We start from the raw sequence: 22,749 nt of genomic DNA on the forward strand, positions 1-22,749 counted from the left end.
AATTTTAACAATAGTCCGGTATCTCTTTTTTCGGGGGATATTGCTGAAATTTCTTTTTCGGTTATGGTTTGTCATCTAATGAACAAATAAAACTTGAAAGTTATTTAGCGTTAAAATATGGAATTACCCTTGACCAAAGTGTGGCCAATTATGTTAATTCTTCAGGTACAGTCCTATGGAATAATACCTCTTATTGGAATGATGTATTTGGGATAGGAAAAGACGATGCCTCAACGTTGAACCAACCTCGGTCAAACAGTATTAATACGGGATCCGGAGATGGAACTCCTCAAACCGGTAAGGCAAATATTTTGATTGAAAATCCCTCATCTCTAGATAATGGGGATTTCTTAATAATAGGCCATGATAATGGAAACTTGGCTGAGCAAACCACAGATTTACCTGCTTCCTTATCAAGATCCAGCCGATTATCTCGGGAATGGAAAGTAAGGCAAACTGGAGATGTAGGTACTTTTTCATTAAAGATAAATCTAGGAGGAATAACATTGAGTAATACTCAAGCATCACAACTCAAACTTTTGGTAAATGAAACTGGAACGGGTGATTTTACCACAGGAACTTTTCGAGTTATCGATGCGACTGATTTCACCAGTGACGATAATTTAGTTTTTGATGATATCACCCTTAAAGATGGTGAAGTCTTTACGGTTCTAATTGAAAAAAGCTTTGCTTTTAGTGATGCTAATTTATGGCTAAAAACTGAGGTTGGAGTTGCTAGTAAGGCTGTTAACTCGACCCTTGAATTGACAAAATGGGAAGATCAAACTGCTATCAATGATTTTACTACTTTAGGAAAGCCAATATTTTTAAGTGATGAAGTTAATTTTAATAATGCAGTAAGTTTTTCAAATGTAACTTCTAGCGGAATTCCTGAAAATGGTTTAGTAGGTAGCTCGCCGATTACTGCGGTGGAAGTGATGGCTGTGTTTAAGCATAAATCACTTCTTGAGCAAGGCACAATTTTAGGTGGAGATATCGGTGAAGAGGGGATTTTTTCTGCTTTATTAAATAGGACAAAATTAATCGACAATTCAAATAACGATCAGTTTTTGAAAATCAAAAATTGGATTCTCAATTTTCTATCAATACAGTTAATTTAGAGCCCACACTTGCAAGTGCCTACGTCAATGGATTATTAGCACCAGTCACTCAGGAAAGAGGTAGTGATTTTAGTGAGGTCCTCTTCAATGTCCCAGTTATCGGCGGTGGTGCCAATCGAGGTAAACTAAATGGCGAATTGGCTGAACTTATCGTATTTCCAAGATCTCTCACAGAGCTGGAGAGGGCGCAAATGCATTCGTATCTAGCAGTTAAATTTGGAATTACATTAGATCCTTCCATAAACAGGTACATCACTTTTTCTGGAGTTGAAATCTGGAATAATAAACAATATTGGAATGATGTTTTTGGAATAGGAAGACAGCAAGCAAGTGACGTTTACCAAGAGAGCAGCAATAGTATCAATACAGGAAGTGGAACCGGAATTGGTCAAGACGGGAAAGGAAACATTGTAATACAAGCATTAGCTATTCTAGACGATGATGACTTTTTGATGATTGGACATGACAATGGATCCCTTAATCCGCAGGCCACAGATTTACCATCTGGGCTAAAAATGGCTAGAGTTGGTAGAGAATGGAAAGTGAAACAAACTCGATTTGTCGGTGACATCAAGTTGGAATTTTACACAGTGGGTAGGAACTATCCGGAGGTACAGATCCAAGCAATTACAGGATGTTGATCGATACTGACGGAAATGGGGACTTCACAGATGGTGTTGTATTTCAAATTGTCCCCGATGAGGTAACAAATACTAAGTTAGTTTATAATACTATTAGTCAATCACAACTTCCCGATGGAGCAGTTTTTACTTTTGTTGTTGGAACTCCCTCAATTTTTCAAGCGGCCAACCTTTGGCTAAAAGCTGACCAAGGGGTAAGCACTAATGGATCACAACTGACTGGTTGGACTGACCAAACTGGAACCAACACATTTTCAGTGTCTGGTACAGTTTCCTACAATACCGGGATTACTAATTTCAATCCAACGGTCAGCATGTCCAATCCAGCGGGTCAGGGTCTTCCGTCCAATCGGTTAACAGGAAATACTTCCATTTCCGTTGTGGATGCTTTCGCCGTTTATAAAGTAAATACATCATTTTTATCCACTATCATTGGTTCCACTAGCAATCAAAATGGAAGTGGTCCTACGATTTTTGGGAGCGTGACTAATATTAATTCTACTGTTTTAAGTAATGGGACAAGCAATTCATTTTATACTTATGGAAATGGGTCAATTACCTCAAAATTTACGGTCAATAATTTTGATGTATCGCCAAGTGTTTCTCCAAATGTGACAGCAAGACTGAATGGGAGTCCACGATCACTTAATGTATTTGGAAGCCCACCTATCTTTACCGATTTAACTTTTATTCCAGTAATTGGAGGGTCAAATATCCAATGGAATGGACTTGATGGGGATATTGCTGAAATTATTCTTTTTCGAATGCACTTTCTGAAAGTGACAAAATAAAGGTTGAATCCTACCTGGCGATAAAATATGGAATTACCCTTGACCCTACCATTACGAATTATTTGTCGTCAGATGGAACCGTAATTTGGAACAATACAACTTACTGGAATGATGTCTTCGGCATTGGTATGGATAACGTCAATGGCCTTAATCAGCCTCAATCCAATAGCAATAATACAGGTACTGGGGATGGTACAGGACAAAGCGGATTGGGAAACTTGGTACTTAAAAATCCTTCCTCTTTAAATGATGGAGACTTTTTGATCCTTGGTCATGACAATGGCTCATTAGCAGAACAGGGTACCGAGCTTCCAACAGATTTTATCGGTGGTAAACGCATTGGGAGAGAATGGTTAATCAAACAGACTGGAGACGTTGGTACAGTAGATTTGACTTTTGACCTATCAGGCTTGAGTATTAGCGGTTCGGAAGATTTTGATTTTAAACTTTTGATTGATGCAGACGGGGATTTCAGTGCGGGAGCGACTATAGTAGATGTCACAAATATTAATGGAGATTTACTTGAATTCAATGGGCTAGATTTGCCCGATGGTAGTTATTTGACAGTTATTACCAAAAAGCCATTGTTTTCGATTGCTAATCTTTGGTATAAAGCAAATGAAGGTGTTTCTACTTCTGGTACATTTTCTTGGGCTAATTCAGGAACTATTCCAAATGCCCAAGCTCAACAAATTAATGCATCGCAACAACCTACCTATAATATAAGCGGAACTTCCCAGATCAATTTCAATCCTACCTTAACCTTTGATGGGGTAGATGATCTAATTGAAACCCCCGTTCTCCCTGATATTTATAATAAGGAGGGAAGAGGAGAGAGATCTACGCAATTTGCCGTTTATAGGAGGATTTCGACAAACCCTGTTATTGTGTATTCGATAGATGCAGCTGGGACTCCTAGCCCATTACATATAGGTATGACCGACGATGGGAGAATGTACCAGCAAAATACAGTTGCAGTCCCTACCTCTACGACTGCGCTAGGTGAGGTTGCCCTTACCGATATGACCGCGGTCACCGATAGTACTGAGGTTCCTGGCACGTTTAATTCTTTGATTTTAAATAAAAATGGAGCTGTTGGTGCAAATGAATTTTTTGTATCCTACACGGATGTTGCCCCTAATCCTCTTCGTATAGGAAGGTACAATGGCATTTTCAACCAGGTTGAAATAGCAGAGTTGGTTACTTATCCCATAATTCTTAGTGAATCAGAGCGGAGAATTGTTCAAAGCTATCTTGCCCTCAAATATGGAATATCCCTAGACACTTCCGTCAATGCCTATTTGGATGGGGAAGGAAATCAAATCTGGTCAAATACGAATTATTGGAATGATGTATTTGGGATTGGGCGAGACGACTTAAGTGGATTAAATCAACCTCAATCAAATAGTCTCAATACAGGAAGTGGAGACGGTACCGGCCAAAGTGGAAAAGGTAACCTAGTCATAAGTAATCCTTCCTCATTAGATGACAAGGATTATTTTATAGTTGGTCATGATAATGGCTCTTTGGCAGAGCAGGCTACAGAACTACCGAGCAATTATAGAAATAGAATTGGTAGAGAGTGGTTAGTACAACATTCTGGTGATGTGGGTACTGTTGATTTGTCTTTTGATTTGTCAGGAATAACAGTATCCGGCACAATAACTTCTGACTTTGTACTTCTAATCGATTCAGATGGAGATTTCGGAAATGGGGCCACCATCGTTAATGCTTCAAATTTTACAAATAATGTAGTGACATTTAATGGAGTAACTATTCCTGATGGCCACTACATCACCCTGGTAACGAAAAGGGGCTTTATATTTCAAAACTCTAGCCTTTGGCTAAAAGCAGATGATGGGATAACAGCCTTTGGAAATGGGAATGTGTCCATATGGGCGGATCAAAATGGAATTAATTCATTAACTACCAGGGGTAACGTAACTGTTAATCCAGAAGTTATCAACTTTAATGAGTCTGTAAGAATAGTCAATTCAGGAGATGGACTGCCTGCAAATAGGATGGAAGGGACCACGCCTATCTCTGCAGTTGAGGCGTTTGCAATTTATAAAACAAATTCAACCACCCAGACTTCACTTATCGGTTCCACGGTAAATGTAGGTAGCAGTACCACCGGGCAGGTAATTTTCGGAGGCCAATCTTCAAACCCAAATAGAGTTCTGGCCACAGATGGTGTAAATAGTCGTCAATTTTACCTTAATTCAGAACTTTCCTCAAAGTTTACCTTAAATAATTACGACTTATCTCTTAGTGCCTCACCTTTTTCATCTGCCAGGTTAGACGGAGCTTCGATAGCTGTTTCGAATGAAGGGGAGTCAGTGATTATTCCCAATTAACTCTAACTCCTATGATAGGAGGAACTAGAGACACCTGGAGTGCATTTGATGGTGAGGTCGCAGAAATTATTCTATTCCCATTCTCACTTACAGAAAGTGAAAGGATTTCAATCGAGTCTTATTTGGCTCTTAAATACGGTATTTCATTAGATCCATCAGTTACGAATTACCTATCGTCTGATAGTACAATTATTTGGGATCAGTTGAATTATTGGAACGATATTTTTGGAATCGGAAAGGATGACGTGAGCGGACTCAATCAGAATCAATCCAATAGTATCAATTCAGGTAGTGGGGACGGTACTGGTCAAAGTGGGAAAGGGAATTTGGTGCTAAGCAATCCATCTTCTTTGGATAATGGAGACTTTTTATTGATAGGTCATGATAATGGAGTCTTGACAGAGCAATCCTCTGATCTACCCACGAGCCTTGTAGGATCCCTTCGCTTGACAAGGGAATGGAAAGTCCGCCATACTAACGACGTAGGTACAGTAAATCTTACATTTAATACTATCGATCTTAATTTGTCTGGGGGACAAGCTTCAGATTTTAAGCTTTTAATTGATACAGATGGTGATGGAGATTTTACCACTGGTTCAGTCACTGAGGTGAATCCTGACTCTTACGTTTCCGAATTATTAACTTTTTCAAGTTTATCACTTCCAGACAATGCGGTGTTTACCCTGCTTACCTCTTTAACGTTAGCAGACCTCCTTCAAACTGCTAATCTATGGCTGAAAGGTGATCAAGGTGCTACACAAAATGCAGGAAATTTAAGTGGGTGGGTGGATCAAACAGGTACGAATACCTTTACCATTACTGGCAGTCCAACCTTTACTGCCGATGCGATTAACTTTAACCCGGTAGTTGGCTTTAATAACACCTCTAGTCAAACGGTATTACCTACTCATCGGCTGACCGGGAATACTGAGATTTCATACGTTGATGCTTTTGCTGTTTTCAAGCATAATAATTCGCTTAATGCAGGTACAATTCTTGGCGGAGCCACCGCAGGACCTAATTATGGGAAAGCAATTTTTGGCTCATCACGTGATTTTCAGGTTTATGTGGGCAATGGTACCAATAGTACCTACCAAAGTTTTGAAAATCTTGAATATGTCAATTCATACACCATCAATAATCTGGATGTATCCTTGTCCACCTCACCCTTTGCTACAGCCCGTTTGAATGGCGATGCCCAACCTGTAACAACAGAAACTGGAGGGGATTTTTCTAATATTTTATTGACCCCAATGATTGGAGGGACGAATAATAATGGATCTTCATTTGGTTGGATTCCATTTAATGGGAATCTGGCAGAAGTGATTACATTTCCATCAGGTTTTACGGCACGAGATAAGGTAAAAATTGAGTCCTATTTGGCTATAAAATATGGTATTCACCTGATTGGAAATTATGTCAACAGTGCAGGAACTCCGATCTGGGATGCCACAACAAATGCATCATACCACAATGATGTCTTTGGAATAGGCTCCGATGGGGTCACGGGATTAAACCAGACTCAATCCAATAGTATGAATACTGGTAGCGGTGATGGTACTGGACAAAATGGAAAAGCAAATATTGTTTTGAGCAACTCTTCTTCATTGGATCCCGGTGACTTCTTGCTGATCGGTCATGATAACGGTGCATTAGCAGAGCAAACCAGTGAATTGCCTTCCGGATTGACAAATGCAAAACGGATCGGACGTGAATGGAAGGTAAGTCACACCAATGATGTAGGTACTGTAAATCTGAGCATAGATCTATTGGGTATTTCGCTAGGAGGTAATCAGGCAAATAACTACAGATTATTGGTAGATTCAGATGGTGATGGGGATTTTACTACGGGTACGGTCAATGAAGTCATGCCCGATTCCTTTATCAATGGGGTACTACTTTTTTCAAATATCGCGCTGCAAGACAATTCAGTGTTTACATTGGCGACTTCCTTGAATGTTACACTTTTTCAAACTCCTAACCTTTGGTTAAAAAGTGATCAGGGTGTAAGCACAAATTCCGGTAATTTAAGTAGATGGGTTGATCAGAGTTTTACAAATAATTTTTCAGTAGTTGGTGATCCCACTGTTAATGACAGTTCTTTGAATTTCTATCCTGCTGTTACTTTTGCAAATCCCAACAATATTGGACTTCCTGATGATGGATTAATTGGAAAATCTCAAATTAATGCGGTAGAAGCCTTTGCGGTCTTCAAGTATGACGATATTTTTCAGAATGGTGGTACCATTGTCGGGAATACTACAGGAGATGGTGGATTTTTTGAAAGGCTTCTCACAAGTGTGAAAACTAAAGATAGTAATGGGAATACCCAGGTATTTTCCAATCCCAATTCAACAATTGATTTTGCCATCAATTCCATTGATTTGTCTCCCGCACTTGCAAACGCAAGGTTAAATGGTGCACCTGTTTCGGTTACACAAGAATCCGGAGTGGACTTCTCATCTGTTGACTTGACTCCAGTAATAGGCGGAGGTCCAAATGTATTTAGACTGAGTGGTGATTTAACTGAATTGATCATTTTCCCAAATTCTTTATCTGAATCTGATAAAGCAATAATTCAGTCCTATTTGGCCATAAAGTATGGTATTACACTTGACCCCTCAGTCAATGCCTATGTGGATTCAGACGGAAATCAAATCTGGACCGATACAAATTATTGGAATGATGTGTTTGGGATCGGACGAGATGATGTAAGTGGCTTAAACCAAATCTCATCCAACAGTGTAAACAGCGGAAGCGGCAATGGAATAGGGCAAAGCGGCAAAGGAAATATTGTCATCAGCAACCCAAGTTCTTTGGATGACGGAGACTTTTTGATGATTGGACATGACAACGGGGGCTTAGTCGAGCAAACCTCGGATCTTCCAGCAGGTATCAATAAGTTCAGATTAGGGAGGGAGTGGAAAGTTCAGCGTACAATGGCCCCTGGAACTGTGGATCTAGAGTTTGATTTCAATGGACTGGTGACAAGCGGAGGTACTACAAATCTCGATAATTACCGCATGTTGATTGACGAGGATGGAGATGGAGACTTCTCCACTGGTACAGTTCAGCAGATTATTCCGGATTCCTTTGGCAGTCCCAAGCTGATATTTAATGGAGTAAATCTTCCTGATGGAGCGATTTTCACCTTTATTACTGGCGACCCTAATCCTTCTTGGACTGTTACCAAATCCACCACTACCCAAAATTACGATCAGGTAAGAGATTTGATCGAATATGAAATCCAAGTACAGAATACTGGAAATGTGGCCATCACCGCGTTGACACTTACAGATCCAAATACGACTCTTTCATCAACCATAACAGGCGACTTTCCTGTAGTTGGAACCTTGGATGTAGGCGAGACTTGGACCTTCTACGCCACTCATAGAGTCACCCAAGCAGATATCGATGCAGGGAGCTATAGCAACACCGCTACAGTGTCCGGAATTCCTGCAAGCGGAACTTTGGCTCCGGGAATATCCAATACCGTTACGGTCAATGCCGTTCAAAATCCATCCTGGACACTTTCTAAAGAACCAAGTAGAACTACTTATTCTCAAGTTGGTGATGCAACTGCGTTTCGCTTTATTTTAACGAATACGGGAAACATTTCTATTTCAAATATTGATTTGTTTGATATAACTCTGAGCAGAAATCCAGGCCTAGTGGGTACCTCTGATATTGGAGGTGATCGTATTCTTAGCGTTGGAGAATCTTGGACTTACCTTGAACCATATCGGGTTACTCAGGCAGATATTGATGCTGGTAGTTTTGTTAATACTGCAACCGCTTCTGGGACTCCTGCTGGTGGAATTTTGAGTGATGTTTCCGCTTCTGCAACAATTACAGCAATTCAAAACCCATCCTGGACTTTGACCAAATCAAGCTCTACTCTGGACTTTGATGGAGTTGGAGATGTGATTTCATATCAAGTTTTACTTGAAAATACGGGAAATATTACGGTTGATTCTCCAAATACCTCAGATCCTTTGGTTAGAAATTTAATCAAAGTCAGTGGAGATATAACCAATCAAAATGAATTGGATCCGGGTGAAATCTGGACCTATACAGGAACCTATACTGTCAATCAAGCAGACCTGGATAGAGGCTATGTTGAAAATATCGCTACTGCAAATGGAACAACTCAATCTGCTGGTGCTATGCCTAGGATCACTTCCAATCCAGTCAGGGTGGACGCTGTTCCCAACCCAGAATTAACTGTATTAAAAACGACAACGGATCTTTCTTATAGTCAATTGGGTCAAGCATTGACCTATAGGATCACTGTCAGAAATTCAGGAAATGTCACCATTTCTAATGTGACCGTGACAGATCCGGGGGCAAGTACTGGTCCAACATTCCAGTCTGGTGATTTAGGAAATGACCAATTGATGTCTCCTGGCGAAACATGGGTTTATGCTGCAACTCATCTCGTAAACCAAACTGATCTTGATGCCGGGACGTATACAAACACAGCTACTGCCACAGGTACTCCGACTCAAGGAACTCTAGCACCTGCTACTTCAAGTGTCACTGTAAATGGGGTTCCCAACCCTAATTTGAATATTATTAAATCAGCCGATAAAAATGGATACAATACAGCCGGTGAAGTCATTTCTTACACAATAAGTATTACAAACTCAGGTAATGTTACATTAACCAATTTAGTGGCAAATGATCCACTAGCTGGAATTACAAATCAAACTATTGCATCCCTGGCACCAGGACAGACTTCCTCAATTACAGGAACCTATTCGGTGACCCAAGCTGATATTGATGGAGGAAGCATTACTAATAATGTGACAGTCACAGCTGAGGATCCTAGTGGTGGTAGTATTACTCGAACTGATGATTTGAGAATAAATGCCTCCCAAACTCCTCGCTTCACTATTGTGAAAACTGCTGATTTATCAGATGTTTCATCTGCAGGTGAGGTGATTACTTATACCATTCTGGCTACAAATACAGGGAATATCACGATTGAAAATGTTTCTGTGACAGATCCTCTTGTTCCAGCATTGGCTTTGACTGGTGGAGATGTCAACAATAATTCAATTTTAAATGTAGGAGAGGCTTGGACTTACACAGGTACTTATACTGTGACCCAAGCCGATATTGATGCAGGACAAATTTCAAATACAGCAACTCTTTCTGGAACCCCTGTTGCAGGAACTTTAGCAGATAGAACCACTGATATAACCATAGGTGTAAATCAGAATCCATCCTGGACCATTGCTAAAGACTTGACAAATTCTAACCCGGCAACATATTCTACACTTGGCGAGGTATTAAACTACGATATCACAGTCACCAATACAGGTAATGTTTCCATTACAAGCCTGAATCTCTTTGATTTAAAAACTGCTGCTCCTGTAAAATCATCAGGAGATAATGCAAATGTTGGTGTGCTTGATGTAGGAGAAGCGTGGATTTATACAGCTACTTATACCGTTACTCAAGCGGATCTTGATGCGGGATCCTTTACCAATTCGGTTTCTGCTACTGGAGTTAGCGCTGCTGGAAACTTACCGGAAATCACTGCAAGTGAAACTGCAAATGCGGCTCAAACCCCTTCATGGACAGTTACTAAAACAGCCTCTTCAGCAACCTTTGATAGAGCTGGACAAACCATAAACTATTCGATAGTTCTCGATAATACTGGAAATGTTACTATTTCTAATATAGTACCAAGTGATCCTTTGGCGACTTCCGGACCAACTTATGTTTCTGGGGATACGAATCGAGATAGCAATTTGGACCCAACCGAAACTTGGACTTATTCTGCTACCTATCAAATAATGCAGGATGATATTAATGCAGGTGGTTTCACAAATACTGTAACAGTAAGTGGAACTCCACCTACAGGAGCAATTGCAAATGCAACGGATTCGGAAAGCATAACTGCGACAATTAACAGATCGGTAAACATTAACAAAACGGTAGATAAAGCTACTTTTGACAGTGCTAATACGGTCCTAAACTATACCATAAGGGTTACCAATAATGGAAATATCACGCTTAATAACTTGGTAGTAAATGATCCAAAGGCTGGTATTGTAAATCAATCTATTGGAACCTTACAGCCTGGAGCTTCTTCTAATCTCACAGGTACTTATACGGTTACTCAAGCCGATGTCGATAATGGAACAGTTTCCAATACAGCTTCAGTAACTGGTCTAGCCGTGGGTGGTCAAGCAGTCAATGGAAACAGTACTGTTGTTTCGACAGCAAATAAAAATTCATCCATCAATGTCACCAAGACCAGTACTGCTGCAGGTTTTGACCGTGCAGGTCAGGTTCTCAGCTATTCGATTATTATCACAAATGATGGTAATCAAACTTTAAGTCCAGTTGTGCTAACTGATCCATTGACAGGATTAAACCAAACTATTCCAACATTAGCACCTTCACAGTCCAGTACTATTGCGACTTCCTATACTATTACTCAGAACGATGTAGATCGTGGAACTATCTCAAATACGGTTACTGCAGTTGGTACTGATCCTAGCAGCGCAACAATTACTGATACCGATATAGTGACGATTCAAGGTTCCAAAACTGCTGATTTCACAATAGCAAAAACAGTACAACAATCAGGATATTCTTTGGCCGGTGAAGTATTGACTATCCAAATAGTTATAGCAAATTCTGGTAATACTAGAATAAATACAATTGATGTTACTGATCCATTACTCTCTACTGGACCTACTTATGGATCTGGAGATGATGGAAATTCTATTCTAGATGTTGGAGAAAGCTGGACCTATACAGGAACTTATAGTGTCACTCAAGCTGATGTAGATTCAGGGACGATTACGAATACGGGAACAGTGACTGGCTTGGATCCGGATGGAAATACTATTTCAAAAACCGATACAGATATTGTGACAGGATCCAAAAATCCTGACTTAAGCCTGACTAAATCTGTAAGTCCAGCTACTTTCAATAATGTGGGTGATGTGATTACTTATACTTTCACAGTGACCAACTTAGGTAACGTTACACTTAGTGATGTGACTATTAGCGACCCGCTTCTAAGTTTGAATACAGATATTGGAAGTTTGGCTCCAAATCAGACTATTTCAATTACTGAGAACTATACGATTACCCAAGCTGATCTAGATCGTGGTGAGATTGTAAATACCGCACGCGCTGTTGGTCAAGATCCTGATGGAAATGATATTGATGATTCTGATACTGTAGTTTCAGGAGGTAATCCAAGACCTTCTATTGATGTAGAGAAAACTGTCTCAGCTTTTGGTTACTCAATTGAAGGAGAAATCATACAGTATATCCTTACCGTTAAAAATAATGGTAACGTGAATCTCGACAATGCAGAAGTCCAAGACAGCAAATTAGGCTTTAATCAAGCTATTGGTTCTTTAGCACCAGGTCAGGTTGAAGTTTATACGGTTGATTATTCTGTTACTCAACAGGATGTTGATTTAGGAAGAATTGAAAATCTAGCAGAGGCCTCTGGAGTTGAAACATCACTTGGTGTTACGGTTAGAGATTTTGATTCCAACATTCTTAACGGATCACAAAATCCAAAAATAGAGCTTACAAAAACGGTACAAGAGTCAGGCTTTACTACTGCAGGTGAAATTTTAAACTATACTATAACTGTAACAAACACAGGTAATGTCACATTGAATTCTGTACAAGTTCAGGATCCAACGACTGGTTTAGCGGTGAACATAAATACTATGGCACCTAAGCAGATCGAAACTTATACTACAGTTTATACAGTTACCCAAGATGATTTGAATCAAGGATTTGTAGAAAATACTGCTTCAACTTCAGCAAGGGGCACAAGAGGTGAGCCGGTTTCAGACTCTGAAACTATTAAATTAGCAGGAAGTAACAATCCAAATCTAGTATTTACTAAGACAGCTACACCAGCTTCTGTAAGTGCTTTGGGAGAAGTGATTAGATACCAATTAACTGTGAACAACACTGGTAATATCTCTTACCTAAATGTGGTTGTTCAAGACCCATTGTCTAGCCTTTCTGAAAATATTTCAAGATTGGATCCCGGGGTATCCCAAGCTTATACTGCAGCATATACTGTGACCCAAGTTGATCTGGATAGAGGATTTGTAGAAAACAATGCGACTTTGACAGCGGATTTGATTCAGCAAGCAAGTCCCGTTAGTCTAACTCAAACGGTTCGAACTCCTGTCGCTCAATCTCCATCACTTAGAGTAAGGAAAACAGCAGATATTTCTTCTTTTGATGCTCCAAGCACAACAATAAATTATACAATAGCTGTAGAGAATACTGGAAATGTTTCTATAACAAATCTAGCTGTAAACGATCCTCAAACAGCAGCTCCAAGCTATCAATCCGGAGATACAAATGCGGATGGAATTGTGTCTCCTGGAGAAATCTGGACCTATACTGCCAGCTATGTGACTAATCAGGATGATGTGGATAATGGAGGTTTTAGAAATACAGCTACCGCAAGAGGTGATCCTGCGGGAGGTACTCTTAGTCCTGCAAATGGATCTGTGAATGTACCTTCTAATATTAGGGCAAATTGGACCATAGAAAAAACCGCTCAAAATAATCCAAAAGAATACAGTTTTGTAGGGGAAGTAATTACCTATGAGATTGTCCTGACCAATACTGGCAATGCCTCAATTAATACTATTACAATAAACGATCCTGGAGCAGACAGCATTCCAACATTAAATGCTGGTTCGGATGTAGGGAATGATGGTATTCTTAGTATAGGTGAAGCATGGACTTATACAGCAACACATGCCGTCACTCAAGCTGATTTGGATAATGGAACTTATGTCAATGCTGCTGCAGCCTCTGGACTTTTAACATCAGGCCTTATTTCTTCCGTTGCGGATACAGAAATTGTTACAGCTGTACAGAGTCCATCGTGGACTTTAGTGAAAACCAGCACGACGAGTCCAAATAATTACAATGCACTTGGACAAGCTTTAACCTATAATTTGGCTTTGACAAATACCGGTAATGTGACCTTTGCTGGTGTGAATGTAACTGATCCTGGAGTAAATAATTCGCCTCCAACTTTCAGAGGAGGAGATACAAATAATAATAATTTACTGGATGTCGGGGAAGTATGGAATTATACCGCGAGTCACACAACCAACCAAGCAGATATCGATGCTGGCCAATTTGTTAATGTTGCTACGGCAACGGGATTCCCTTCTGGTGGAGCATTAGCCTCAACAACAGGAACAGCAACTGTTACAGCAGTGACTAATTCAGTATTAGTAGTAGAAAAGACAGTAGCTCAAAATGGTTACTTTAGGGTAGGTGAGGTATTAAACTATACAGTAACTGTAAGAAATACTGGTAACACTACTTTAAATAATGTACATGTAGAGGATGTAAAAACTGGTCTTTCTCAAACTATAACAGTTTTTGCTCCAGGCGATTCTCGAACTTACAACCTCAATTATACAGTCACTCAAAATGACATAGATAGGGGAACTATTACTAATACTGCTACCGCAGCAGGACAAACGGCATTAGGTGATCCTGTTAGCGGTCAAGCAACTGACGTTATCAATGGTTCCCAGACACCAGGATTGAATATTACCAAAGGTGTAAGACAAAGCGGTTATATCAACGCAGGTGAGGTAGTAGACTATTCTATCTATGTACAAAATCCAGGAAACATTAACATCTTCAATCTGAGAGTAGAGGATGCTAAAGTTGGATTGGATACAACTCTTACTGTTTTGGCACCAGGTGCATTTGCTACATTTGATGTCAATTATACCATAACCCAAGCTGATGTTGATGCAGGTTCTGTAGTCAACGTGGTTTCTGCAACAGGAGCAGATTTTAGTGGAAATGTATTATCAGATACGGATTCTAAAAATCTTTTCGCAACCCAGAATCCAAAAATGGTAGTTTCCAAATCCGCTTCTACTGTTAATTATGATGCAGTTGGGGATGTGATTTCCTATAATATTTCTATCAGAAACAGAGGTAATGTTACCTTGTCAAATGTCTTGGTTATCGACCCGGATGCGGTTATTACATCAACCAATCCTGTTGCTGCAATTGCACCTGGGCAAGAAGTTATTCTTAACGCTCAGCATGTAGTTACCCAAGCCGATCTTGATGCTGGCAGTTATTCTAATAGAGCAGAGGTCGAAGCTAGGGAACCAAACAATGCTGGCACAATTAAAAGACAAACAAATACAGTTGTTGTTCCCGCAGTTCAGAAACCTGACTTTACAGTTGTAAAAAATTCTTTGACAACTGAATACGATACGGCTACTAATGTTATTAATTATGAGATAATTGTTACCAATATTGGTAATGTTACCCTCTCTGATATAGTGGTTTCAGATCCTAAAGCGATCATTAATTCCGGTAGCCCAATTTCTACTTTAGCCCCAGGGGCTGTAGCTACTGTGACAGCAAGCCATACCGTTGTTCTGGGAGATGTAAATGCTGGAGAATATAGAAATACAGCCACTGGTAAAGCAAAAGATCCGAATAATAAGGAACACACAAGAAATTCTTCCCAGGTAATAGTTCCTGCAATTCAAAAACCTGCTTTGGAAATTTCTAAATCTTCCACGCAAACTACTTATTCTTCAGTAGGGGAAGTTATTAGCTATTCCATGGTAATTAGGAATACTGGAAATGTTACTGTAAGAAGAATTCAAGTGACTGATCCTAACACCACAATTTCTCAATCGCAGTTCCAGTTAAGACCTGATCAACAAAGAACAGTTACTGCAACCCATATAGTGACTCAGGCAGATCTTGATGCTGGACAATATGTAAATACAGCAAGTGTATCCGGAATAGATCCTAAAAATAATGCAGTCAACGCAGTATCTAATTCTGTTACTTTAACTGCTGATCAGACACCTGGATTAGCTGCCACAAAAGTTTCTCAAACGCAAAACTATGCAAGTGTAGGAGAGAATATAAATTATATCATTGAGGTTGAGAATACAGGTAATGTTACACTTAGCAATATTGTGGTAACCGATCCAAATGTTGATATTCTTTCAGGAAACCCAATCGCTTCCTTAGCACCAGGTGCTAAAAGGCAGGTTAGTGTCAGACATATTGTTGAACAGGCAGATTTGGACGCTGGATCTTATAGTAATCAGGCAACTGCCAATGGGGTTGATGTAAATAATGATCCAATAGCTGCTACGACAAATGAAGTAGTTGTGCAAGCAACACAAGCTCCAAGCATCACATTAACTAAAAATGCTGATAAGGCTAGTTACAGCCAGGTTGGTGAGGTAATAACATTTGATCTTTCTATAGAAAACCAAGGAAATGTCACCCTATCGTCTGTCCAGGTAACGGATGCATTGACAGGATTTACTTCACCAAGTATAACGCTTAATTCAAATCAAACTGAAGTTTATACTACTACTTATACAGTTACCCAGGCTGATATTGACAATGGATCAATTGATAATACAGCAACTGTAAATGGAGTCGATACGAACAATAATCCGGTTTCTGATAATGATCAGATTTCTATTACCGCTTCGCAAGACGGAAATATAAGTATTACAAAAGATGCCAACAAAGCGATTGTTTATTCCGCTGGTGAATCCATCACTTATACAATCAATGTAACGAACATAGGAAATGTTACTTTGAGTAATGTGAGAACTCAGGATAATAAACTTGGCTTTGATAATACTGAATCTTCAGACCTAGATCCTGGAGCCTCCGTTTCTTATACCTTGACATATACTGTTACTCAGTCTGATATTGATGCAGGGGAGATACTGAATACAGCTGAGGTCACAGCAGATACACCTGCTGCAAAACAAATCACAGATTCTGATGATCAAAAGGTTGGGGTAGATCAGCAGCGAAAGGTTAGCATCGAAAAAGTAGGTGATTTGAAAACCTATTTCAGAGTTGGTCAGGACATCAACTACAATGTTATTGTACGAAATGAAGGGAATGTGACCTTAACAAATGTAAATGTCACAGATCCAAAAACAGGATTGAATGAAACACTTACATTAGATCCTGGACAGGTTCAGACCTATACAACTGCTCATACGATAGATCAGTCCGACATTGATTCTGGTATTTATGAAAATACTGCTTCGGTGACAGCAAATGCGCCATTAGGGCAATTATTGAGTGACTCTAATACTTGGACTGCTAATGCAGCCCAATTCGGTTCACTTGAAATTAGGAAAATTGTTAGCCCAAGAATATATCAGAATGAAAACGATGTAGTGACATATACCATTTTTGTTACAAATAGGGGTAATGTCACTTTGACTAATGTACAGACCACCGATCCTACTTTATCATATTCTCAAACTGAGGCTGCGCTGGATCCACAACAGTCTGTGACTTATACTATTCCTTATTCTGTGACCCAAAGTGATGTGGATGCTGGATTAATAAGGAATACGGCAACAGTAACTGCTGTCCAGCCTGATAATTCTACGATTACCCGATCTGATGTTGCATTTGCTATTTCATTGGGAAGAGGTGCTATAGATCTTGCGAAAACAGCATTGTCAAACAGCTATACCAATGTAGGTGATGCCATTGATTATGAATTAACTGTTACAAATATCGGTAGTTTGACACTTGAGAATATCCAATTGTCTGATGCGCCAACCGGCCTTAATCCAGCCACATTTACTTTAACTCCGGAGCCTCACAAGTATTTACAACTTCCTATGTGGTGGATCAAGCAGATATAGATGCAGGTCAAGTAATCAATACAGCTACAGTTGTAGGACAAGATAATGTTGGAGCTTCCTACTCTGATTCTGATTCTAAGACTGTCAATGCAATCCAAAGCCCAGGAATTGTAGTAAACAAAACAGCTGATAAATCTTCAGTATCAACCCTTGGTCAAATTGTAACTTACACCATTGAAGTCGAAAACGTTGGAAATGTTACACTGGATGATGTTCAAATTACTGATGCCAAAGTAGGTCTGGCAGAGGTTATCCCAAGCTTTGCTTCAGGAGATATCGTGTCCTATACAGTCGCTTATACAGTAACTCAAGATGACCTTGATGGTGTGCAGTTGGAAAATGTTGTAGATGTTTCTGCTACTGATACGAATGGAGGAATCATTTCAGATCAGGATGATGTAATCATTTCAATAGTAAGACAACCAGGTATTTCACTGACTAAAACGGCTGATGTTTCGTCCGTTAACGCAGAGGGTGATATCATTACTTATACTCTTGTTCTAGAAAATACAGGTAACCTTACACTGGAAAATGTTACTACAGTTGATCCATTGACAGGATTGAGTGCTTTAGAACCAAGCTTGAATCCTGGACAATCTATTTCTTACACCACTAGTTATACTGTAACCCAAACTGATATTGATACTGGCTTCATTGAAAATGATGCTACTGTAACTGCTTTAACAAAACTCAATCTTCCAATTGTTGACAGTGACCAGGTAATTACTCCAGTTAATCAGAATGGAGGAATAGACCTGATCAAAACTGCTGATAAGACTACTTATAGTACTGAAGGAGAGATTATTACTTATACATTTACTGTTGAAAACAATGGAAACTTATCTCTTGATCCGGTCAATTTAATTGATCCATTATTCGGTCTGAATGAGGATTTGGGTATACTTCTACCAAATGCTACTACAACTTATACCTTCCCATATACAATTACTCAAGCAGACGTTGATAGGGGAAATATTAGAAATGTTGCCGAAGCGATTGGTTTTGGACCATCAGGTAAAAAGGTAAGATCATTTGATCAGTTAATTATCTCAGCCAATACTAGCCCGTCCATTGAATTGACAAAAACTGCAAATTTATCAGATTTTGATCAAGTCGGAGATATAATCACTTATACCTTAGAAGTTGAGAATACTGGAAATGTAACCTTGAGTAAAGTGAATTTGAGTGATCCACTACTTGGAATAAGTCAAGTATTGGGCACAATGACTCCAAATGAAATAAGAACTGTTACTGGAACTTATACCATTACCCAAAGTGATTTGGACTTAGGTTCATTAACGAATATCGCCGCAGTAATTGGAACTACACCAAAAGGAAAATCCACTAGCGATAATGCTTCATTAAGGATTGATGCAACTCAGATTCCGTCAATTCTTATTGAGAAATCTGCAGATAGAGCAACTGTTAATTCATTAAATGAGGATATCATTTATCTGTTGAAAGTCACCAATACTGGAAATGTTACTTTGACAAATGTGATCATTACCGATCCATTAACAAATGTAAATCAAACTCTTCCAAGCCTAGCTCCAGGTGATTTTGTGGAGGTGAATACAGATCATTTGGTTTCTCAGGCTGAATTGGATGCAGGAATTATTTCCAATACTGCCACTGCAACAGGTGTGACTCCTACTAATACAACTGTGACTTCTAGTGCAACTGTTGATGTAACAGTTGTTCAGGACGCGACAATTTCATTATCTAAATCAGCAAACAAAACTTCTTTCTCAGTTGATGGAGAGGAAATTGAATATTTCCTTGAAGTATCAAACACTGGAAATGTGACTATCTCATCCATTACTTTGGTTGATCCTAAAACAGGGTTCAATCAAAATATTGGGGATTTAATTCCTGGAGCCGCAGTCACTGTATCTTCAATTTATACAGTTTCCTTAGCAGATATTAATAGCGGTTCAATTGATAATACAGCAACCGCAACTGGTCAGGATCCAATTGGAAACACGGTTTTTGATAACGATCAACTTTCGATCTCAGCAAATCAAAATCCTTCTATTGCTTTCGATAAAATAGCAAATACTCAGACCTTTGATCAGGTAGGAGATATTCTAAATTATGATCTGGTAGTAACGAATACTGGTAATGTTACTTTGGATAATGTTACTGTGACGGATCCATTGACCGGAACAAATCAGAATTTGGGTTCTATTGATCCTGGAATTACTAGGACAATTTCTACTTCATATGCAATCACCCAATTTGATTTAGATGCAGGTCTAGTAAATAATACCGCACAAGTCACGAGCCTTGATCCACTAAATCAATCAATTGAGGCAACAGATAGTGAATCCATTACTGGACAAGTGATCGGGGAGATACTTGTTGAAAAGACTTCAGACCTAAGTTCATTTAGTGCTGTTGGGGATATAATCAATTACACCTTCACAGTTACAAATACTGGAAACGTTACATTGTATGGAGTAGATGTTATTGATCCTATTCTTAATTATACTAGTGTAATAGGGGTTTTGACACCTGGACAAGTGGTTAATCTAACAGTTCCTTATTCTGTTAGTCAGGTAGATATTGATTCCGGTGAAAAAATAAACATAGTCATTGCAGAGGGCTTCGATCCATTCAACACTTTTGTTTTTGACTTGGATGTACTTCTTATTCAAGCAAATCAAAACCCATCATCGATCTGAGCAAGACATCCGATGTATCGACTTACGATGCGGTAGGCGACGTGATCATATGCTTTGACAGTGGAGAACACAGGCAATGTGACCCTGGACAATGTGACGGTAACCGATCCATTGACAGGATTAAATCAGGTAATCGGTACTTTGGCACCGGCAGCCACGGCAATGAGGACGACGACATATACGATCACCCAAGGGGATATTGACGGAGGCCGGGTAATCAACACGGCGAGCGTGACGGGAACTGATCCGACAACGGCTGCACAATCAACTGTGGCAACAGCCACGGTGACCGCGGTACAGACTCCTATTCTGGAAATCACCAAGACCGCGGACAGGAATTTCTATTTCTTGGATGGCCAAGTGATCAGGTATACTCTGGAAGTAGAGAATAAGGGCAATGTGACCCTGACAGATGTAGTGGTCACAGATAACCTGACGGGCTTCACGGGACGGTTCCGACGATGGTTCCGGGTCAGGCCGAAACCTTCAAGACGAGCTATATACGGTTACCTTGGCGGATCTGAACCGCGGGGATCTGTTGAACGAGGTGACAGCTGAAGGCACCTTACCGGATCAGAGTACGATCACGGCGGTGGATGATGTGTTGTTGCCCGGATTCCAGGCGGCAGTTCTTGACCTGGTGAAGACAGCGACCAACGGTGTTTGTGAATGCGGGGGAAGTGGTGAACTATGAGTTTACGATCAGCAATGTAGGGAATGTGACGATCGACAATGTGGTGTTGGATGACCCAAGGATTCCATATAATCAGTCAGTCGGCACGATGTTGCCTGGTGACAGTCAGACCTTCAGCGCGACGTACACGCTGACCCAGTCGGATATTGACGGAAGGTTTATTATAAACACGGCAACGGTAAGCGGTACGGCTCCGGACAATAGTACGGTAGAAGCGATAGACCGTGCCTTTATCACATCGGAGGATTTAGGAGCGATCGAGGTGAGGAAGACCGCGGTGAACAAGACCTATTCCCAGCCGGGACGAGGTGATCAATTATGAGATTGAAGTCAGCAACATCGGCAATATCACGATTACCGATATTGTGGTGGATGATAACCTGACGGGACTTAATATAGCCATTGGCACCCTGTTGCCGAATGAAACAGCGACAGTTCCGACGAGCTATACCGTCACGCAAGGCGATATAGATGGCGGTCGAATGAATAATGTGGCCACGGCAACGGGCAGATGAGAGAATAATACAGGAGCAGTGAGTGACGAGGACAATGCGGTGGCGATTGCCTTGAGAAAAGGGGCGATAAAGATTGATAAACGAACACCTGGAGTACCGAGCTATACGGCGACAGGGGATGTGATTCCATATGAACTGACGGTGACCAATACCGGCAACGTGACGCACTACCGATGTGGAAGTACGGGATCCGTTGACCGGATTGGACCAGGAGATATCGGCCAGCTTGCCCCGGGTCAGGTACAGACGCTGAGTACAAGCTATACGGTTGACCAGACAGATGTGGACAACGGGTTGTTGAGCAACACGGCAAATGTGGCTGCGACCACTCCTGCCAACCTACAGGTAGTTGCCAAGGACAGTGATGTGGTCACAGCTACTCTGAATCCAGGCATTGATCTGACCAGACATCAGATGTATCGACTTACGATGCGGTAGGCGACGTGATCACGTATACGTTGGCTGTTGAGAACATAGGCAACGTGACCTTGGACAATGTGACGGTGACCGATCCGCTGACAGGCGAGAATGATAACGTGGGTACTTTGGCACCGGCTGCCACGGCGAGTGAGGACAACGACTTACACGATCACTCAACAGGATATTGACGCGGGTCAGGTGATCAATACGGCGAGCGCAACGGGAACAGATCCGACTACGGCACAGTCAACGGCAGCGACTTCCACCGTGACCGCAGTTCAGAATCCAGGCATTGATCTGACCAAGACTGCTGATGTCTCTAATTATGATCAAGTAGGTGATGTGATCACGTACACCTTGACTGTTGAGAACACAGGCAATGTGACCTTGGACAATGTAACGGTAACCGATCCATTAACTGGATTGAATCAATCAATCGGTACGATGGCACCAGCCCAGGTGGTAACTGTGACAGAAAGTTATACGGTAACCCAAGGAGACATCGATGTAGGTCAAGTGGTGAATATTGCTACAGTAACAGCAACTGATGCAACCAACGCCAACTTAAGCGACACGGCGACTGCGACTGTAACTGGGTACAGACTGGCGGCATCGATCTGACGAAAACAGCAGATGTAGCCACTTACGATCAAGTAGGTGATGTGATCACGTATACTTTGACAGTGGAGAACACAGGCAATGTGACCCTGGACAATGTGACGGTAACCGATCCATTGACAGGCGAGAATGATAACGTGGGTACTTTGGCACCGGCTGCCACGGCAGTGAGGACAACGACTTACACGATCACTCAAC

The 22,749-nt window shown here is 40.6% G+C and carries 12 protein-coding genes and 2 pseudogenes; all 14 read left to right on the forward strand.

Annotated elements, in window-relative coordinates; genetic code table 11:
* The first annotated feature begins 68 nt into the window (after positions 1 to 68).
* On the forward strand, positions 69 to 1,121 hold the full coding sequence (locus tag V8V91_RS17740; protein WP_373396604.1) for a hypothetical protein: 1,053 nt from the start codon (positions 69 to 71) through the stop codon (positions 1,119 to 1,121).
* A complete protein-coding gene (locus V8V91_RS17745; RefSeq protein WP_373396605.1) occupies positions 1,085 to 1,762 on the forward strand; it encodes a hypothetical protein in 678 nt (225 codons plus the stop codon). The genes V8V91_RS17740 and V8V91_RS17745 overlap by 37 nt, the downstream gene beginning before the upstream one ends.
* A complete protein-coding gene (locus V8V91_RS17750) occupies positions 1,756 to 2,553 on the forward strand; it encodes a hypothetical protein (RefSeq protein WP_373396606.1) in 798 nt (265 codons plus the stop codon). The genes V8V91_RS17745 and V8V91_RS17750 overlap by 7 nt, the downstream gene beginning before the upstream one ends.
* 128 nt (positions 2,554 to 2,681) lie before the next feature.
* Complete coding sequence (locus V8V91_RS17755; RefSeq protein ID WP_373396607.1) at positions 2,682 to 4,910, forward strand: hypothetical protein; 2,229 nt, start codon at positions 2,682 to 2,684, stop codon at positions 4,908 to 4,910.
* 11 nt (positions 4,911 to 4,921) lie between these two features.
* Complete coding sequence (locus V8V91_RS17760; protein WP_373396608.1) at positions 4,922 to 17,620, forward strand: beta strand repeat-containing protein; 12,699 nt, start codon at positions 4,922 to 4,924, stop codon at positions 17,618 to 17,620.
* Positions 17,602 to 20,304, forward strand: coding sequence for a hypothetical protein (locus V8V91_RS17765; RefSeq protein WP_373396609.1), 2,703 nt, complete (start codon positions 17,602 to 17,604; stop codon positions 20,302 to 20,304). The genes V8V91_RS17760 and V8V91_RS17765 overlap by 19 nt, the downstream gene beginning before the upstream one ends.
* A 54-nt stretch (positions 20,305 to 20,358) precedes the next feature.
* Positions 20,359 to 20,412, forward strand: a pseudogene (locus V8V91_RS17770) (hypothetical protein); the annotation flags it as partial.
* Positions 20,413 to 20,589: 177 nt separating this feature from the next.
* Entirely contained in the window at positions 20,590 to 20,862 is a 273-nt protein-coding gene (locus V8V91_RS17775) for a hypothetical protein (protein WP_373400738.1), read from the forward strand.
* Positions 20,863 to 20,963: 101 nt separating this feature from the next.
* On the forward strand, positions 20,964 to 21,320 hold the full coding sequence (locus V8V91_RS17780; protein WP_373396610.1) for a hypothetical protein: 357 nt from the start codon (positions 20,964 to 20,966) through the stop codon (positions 21,318 to 21,320).
* Positions 21,307 to 21,513, forward strand: coding sequence for a hypothetical protein (locus V8V91_RS17785; RefSeq protein ID WP_373396611.1), 207 nt, complete (start codon positions 21,307 to 21,309; stop codon positions 21,511 to 21,513). Before V8V91_RS17780 ends, V8V91_RS17785 begins: the two co-directional genes overlap by 14 nt.
* Before the next feature lie 159 nt (positions 21,514 to 21,672).
* On the forward strand, positions 21,673 to 21,951 hold the full coding sequence (locus V8V91_RS17790) for a hypothetical protein (RefSeq protein WP_373396612.1): 279 nt from the start codon (positions 21,673 to 21,675) through the stop codon (positions 21,949 to 21,951).
* 5 nt (positions 21,952 to 21,956) lie between these two features.
* Entirely contained in the window at positions 21,957 to 22,121 is a 165-nt protein-coding gene (locus V8V91_RS17795; protein ID WP_373396613.1) for a hypothetical protein, read from the forward strand.
* Positions 22,081 to 22,554 carry a hypothetical protein gene (locus V8V91_RS17800; protein ID WP_373396614.1) on the forward strand — a complete coding sequence of 158 codons (474 nt, stop codon included), beginning with the start codon at positions 22,081 to 22,083 and terminating at the stop codon, positions 22,552 to 22,554. Before V8V91_RS17795 ends, V8V91_RS17800 begins: the two co-directional genes overlap by 41 nt.
* Positions 22,551 to 22,658: pseudogene (locus V8V91_RS17805) on the forward strand (hypothetical protein); the annotation flags it as partial. The gene V8V91_RS17800 and the pseudogene V8V91_RS17805, both read left to right, overlap by 4 nt.
* Positions 22,659 to 22,749: the final 91 nt, after the last annotated feature.

The organism is Algoriphagus halophilus, from assembly GCF_041729275.1.
Classification (GTDB): Bacteria; Bacteroidota; Bacteroidia; order Cytophagales; family Cyclobacteriaceae; genus Algoriphagus; species Algoriphagus halophilus_A.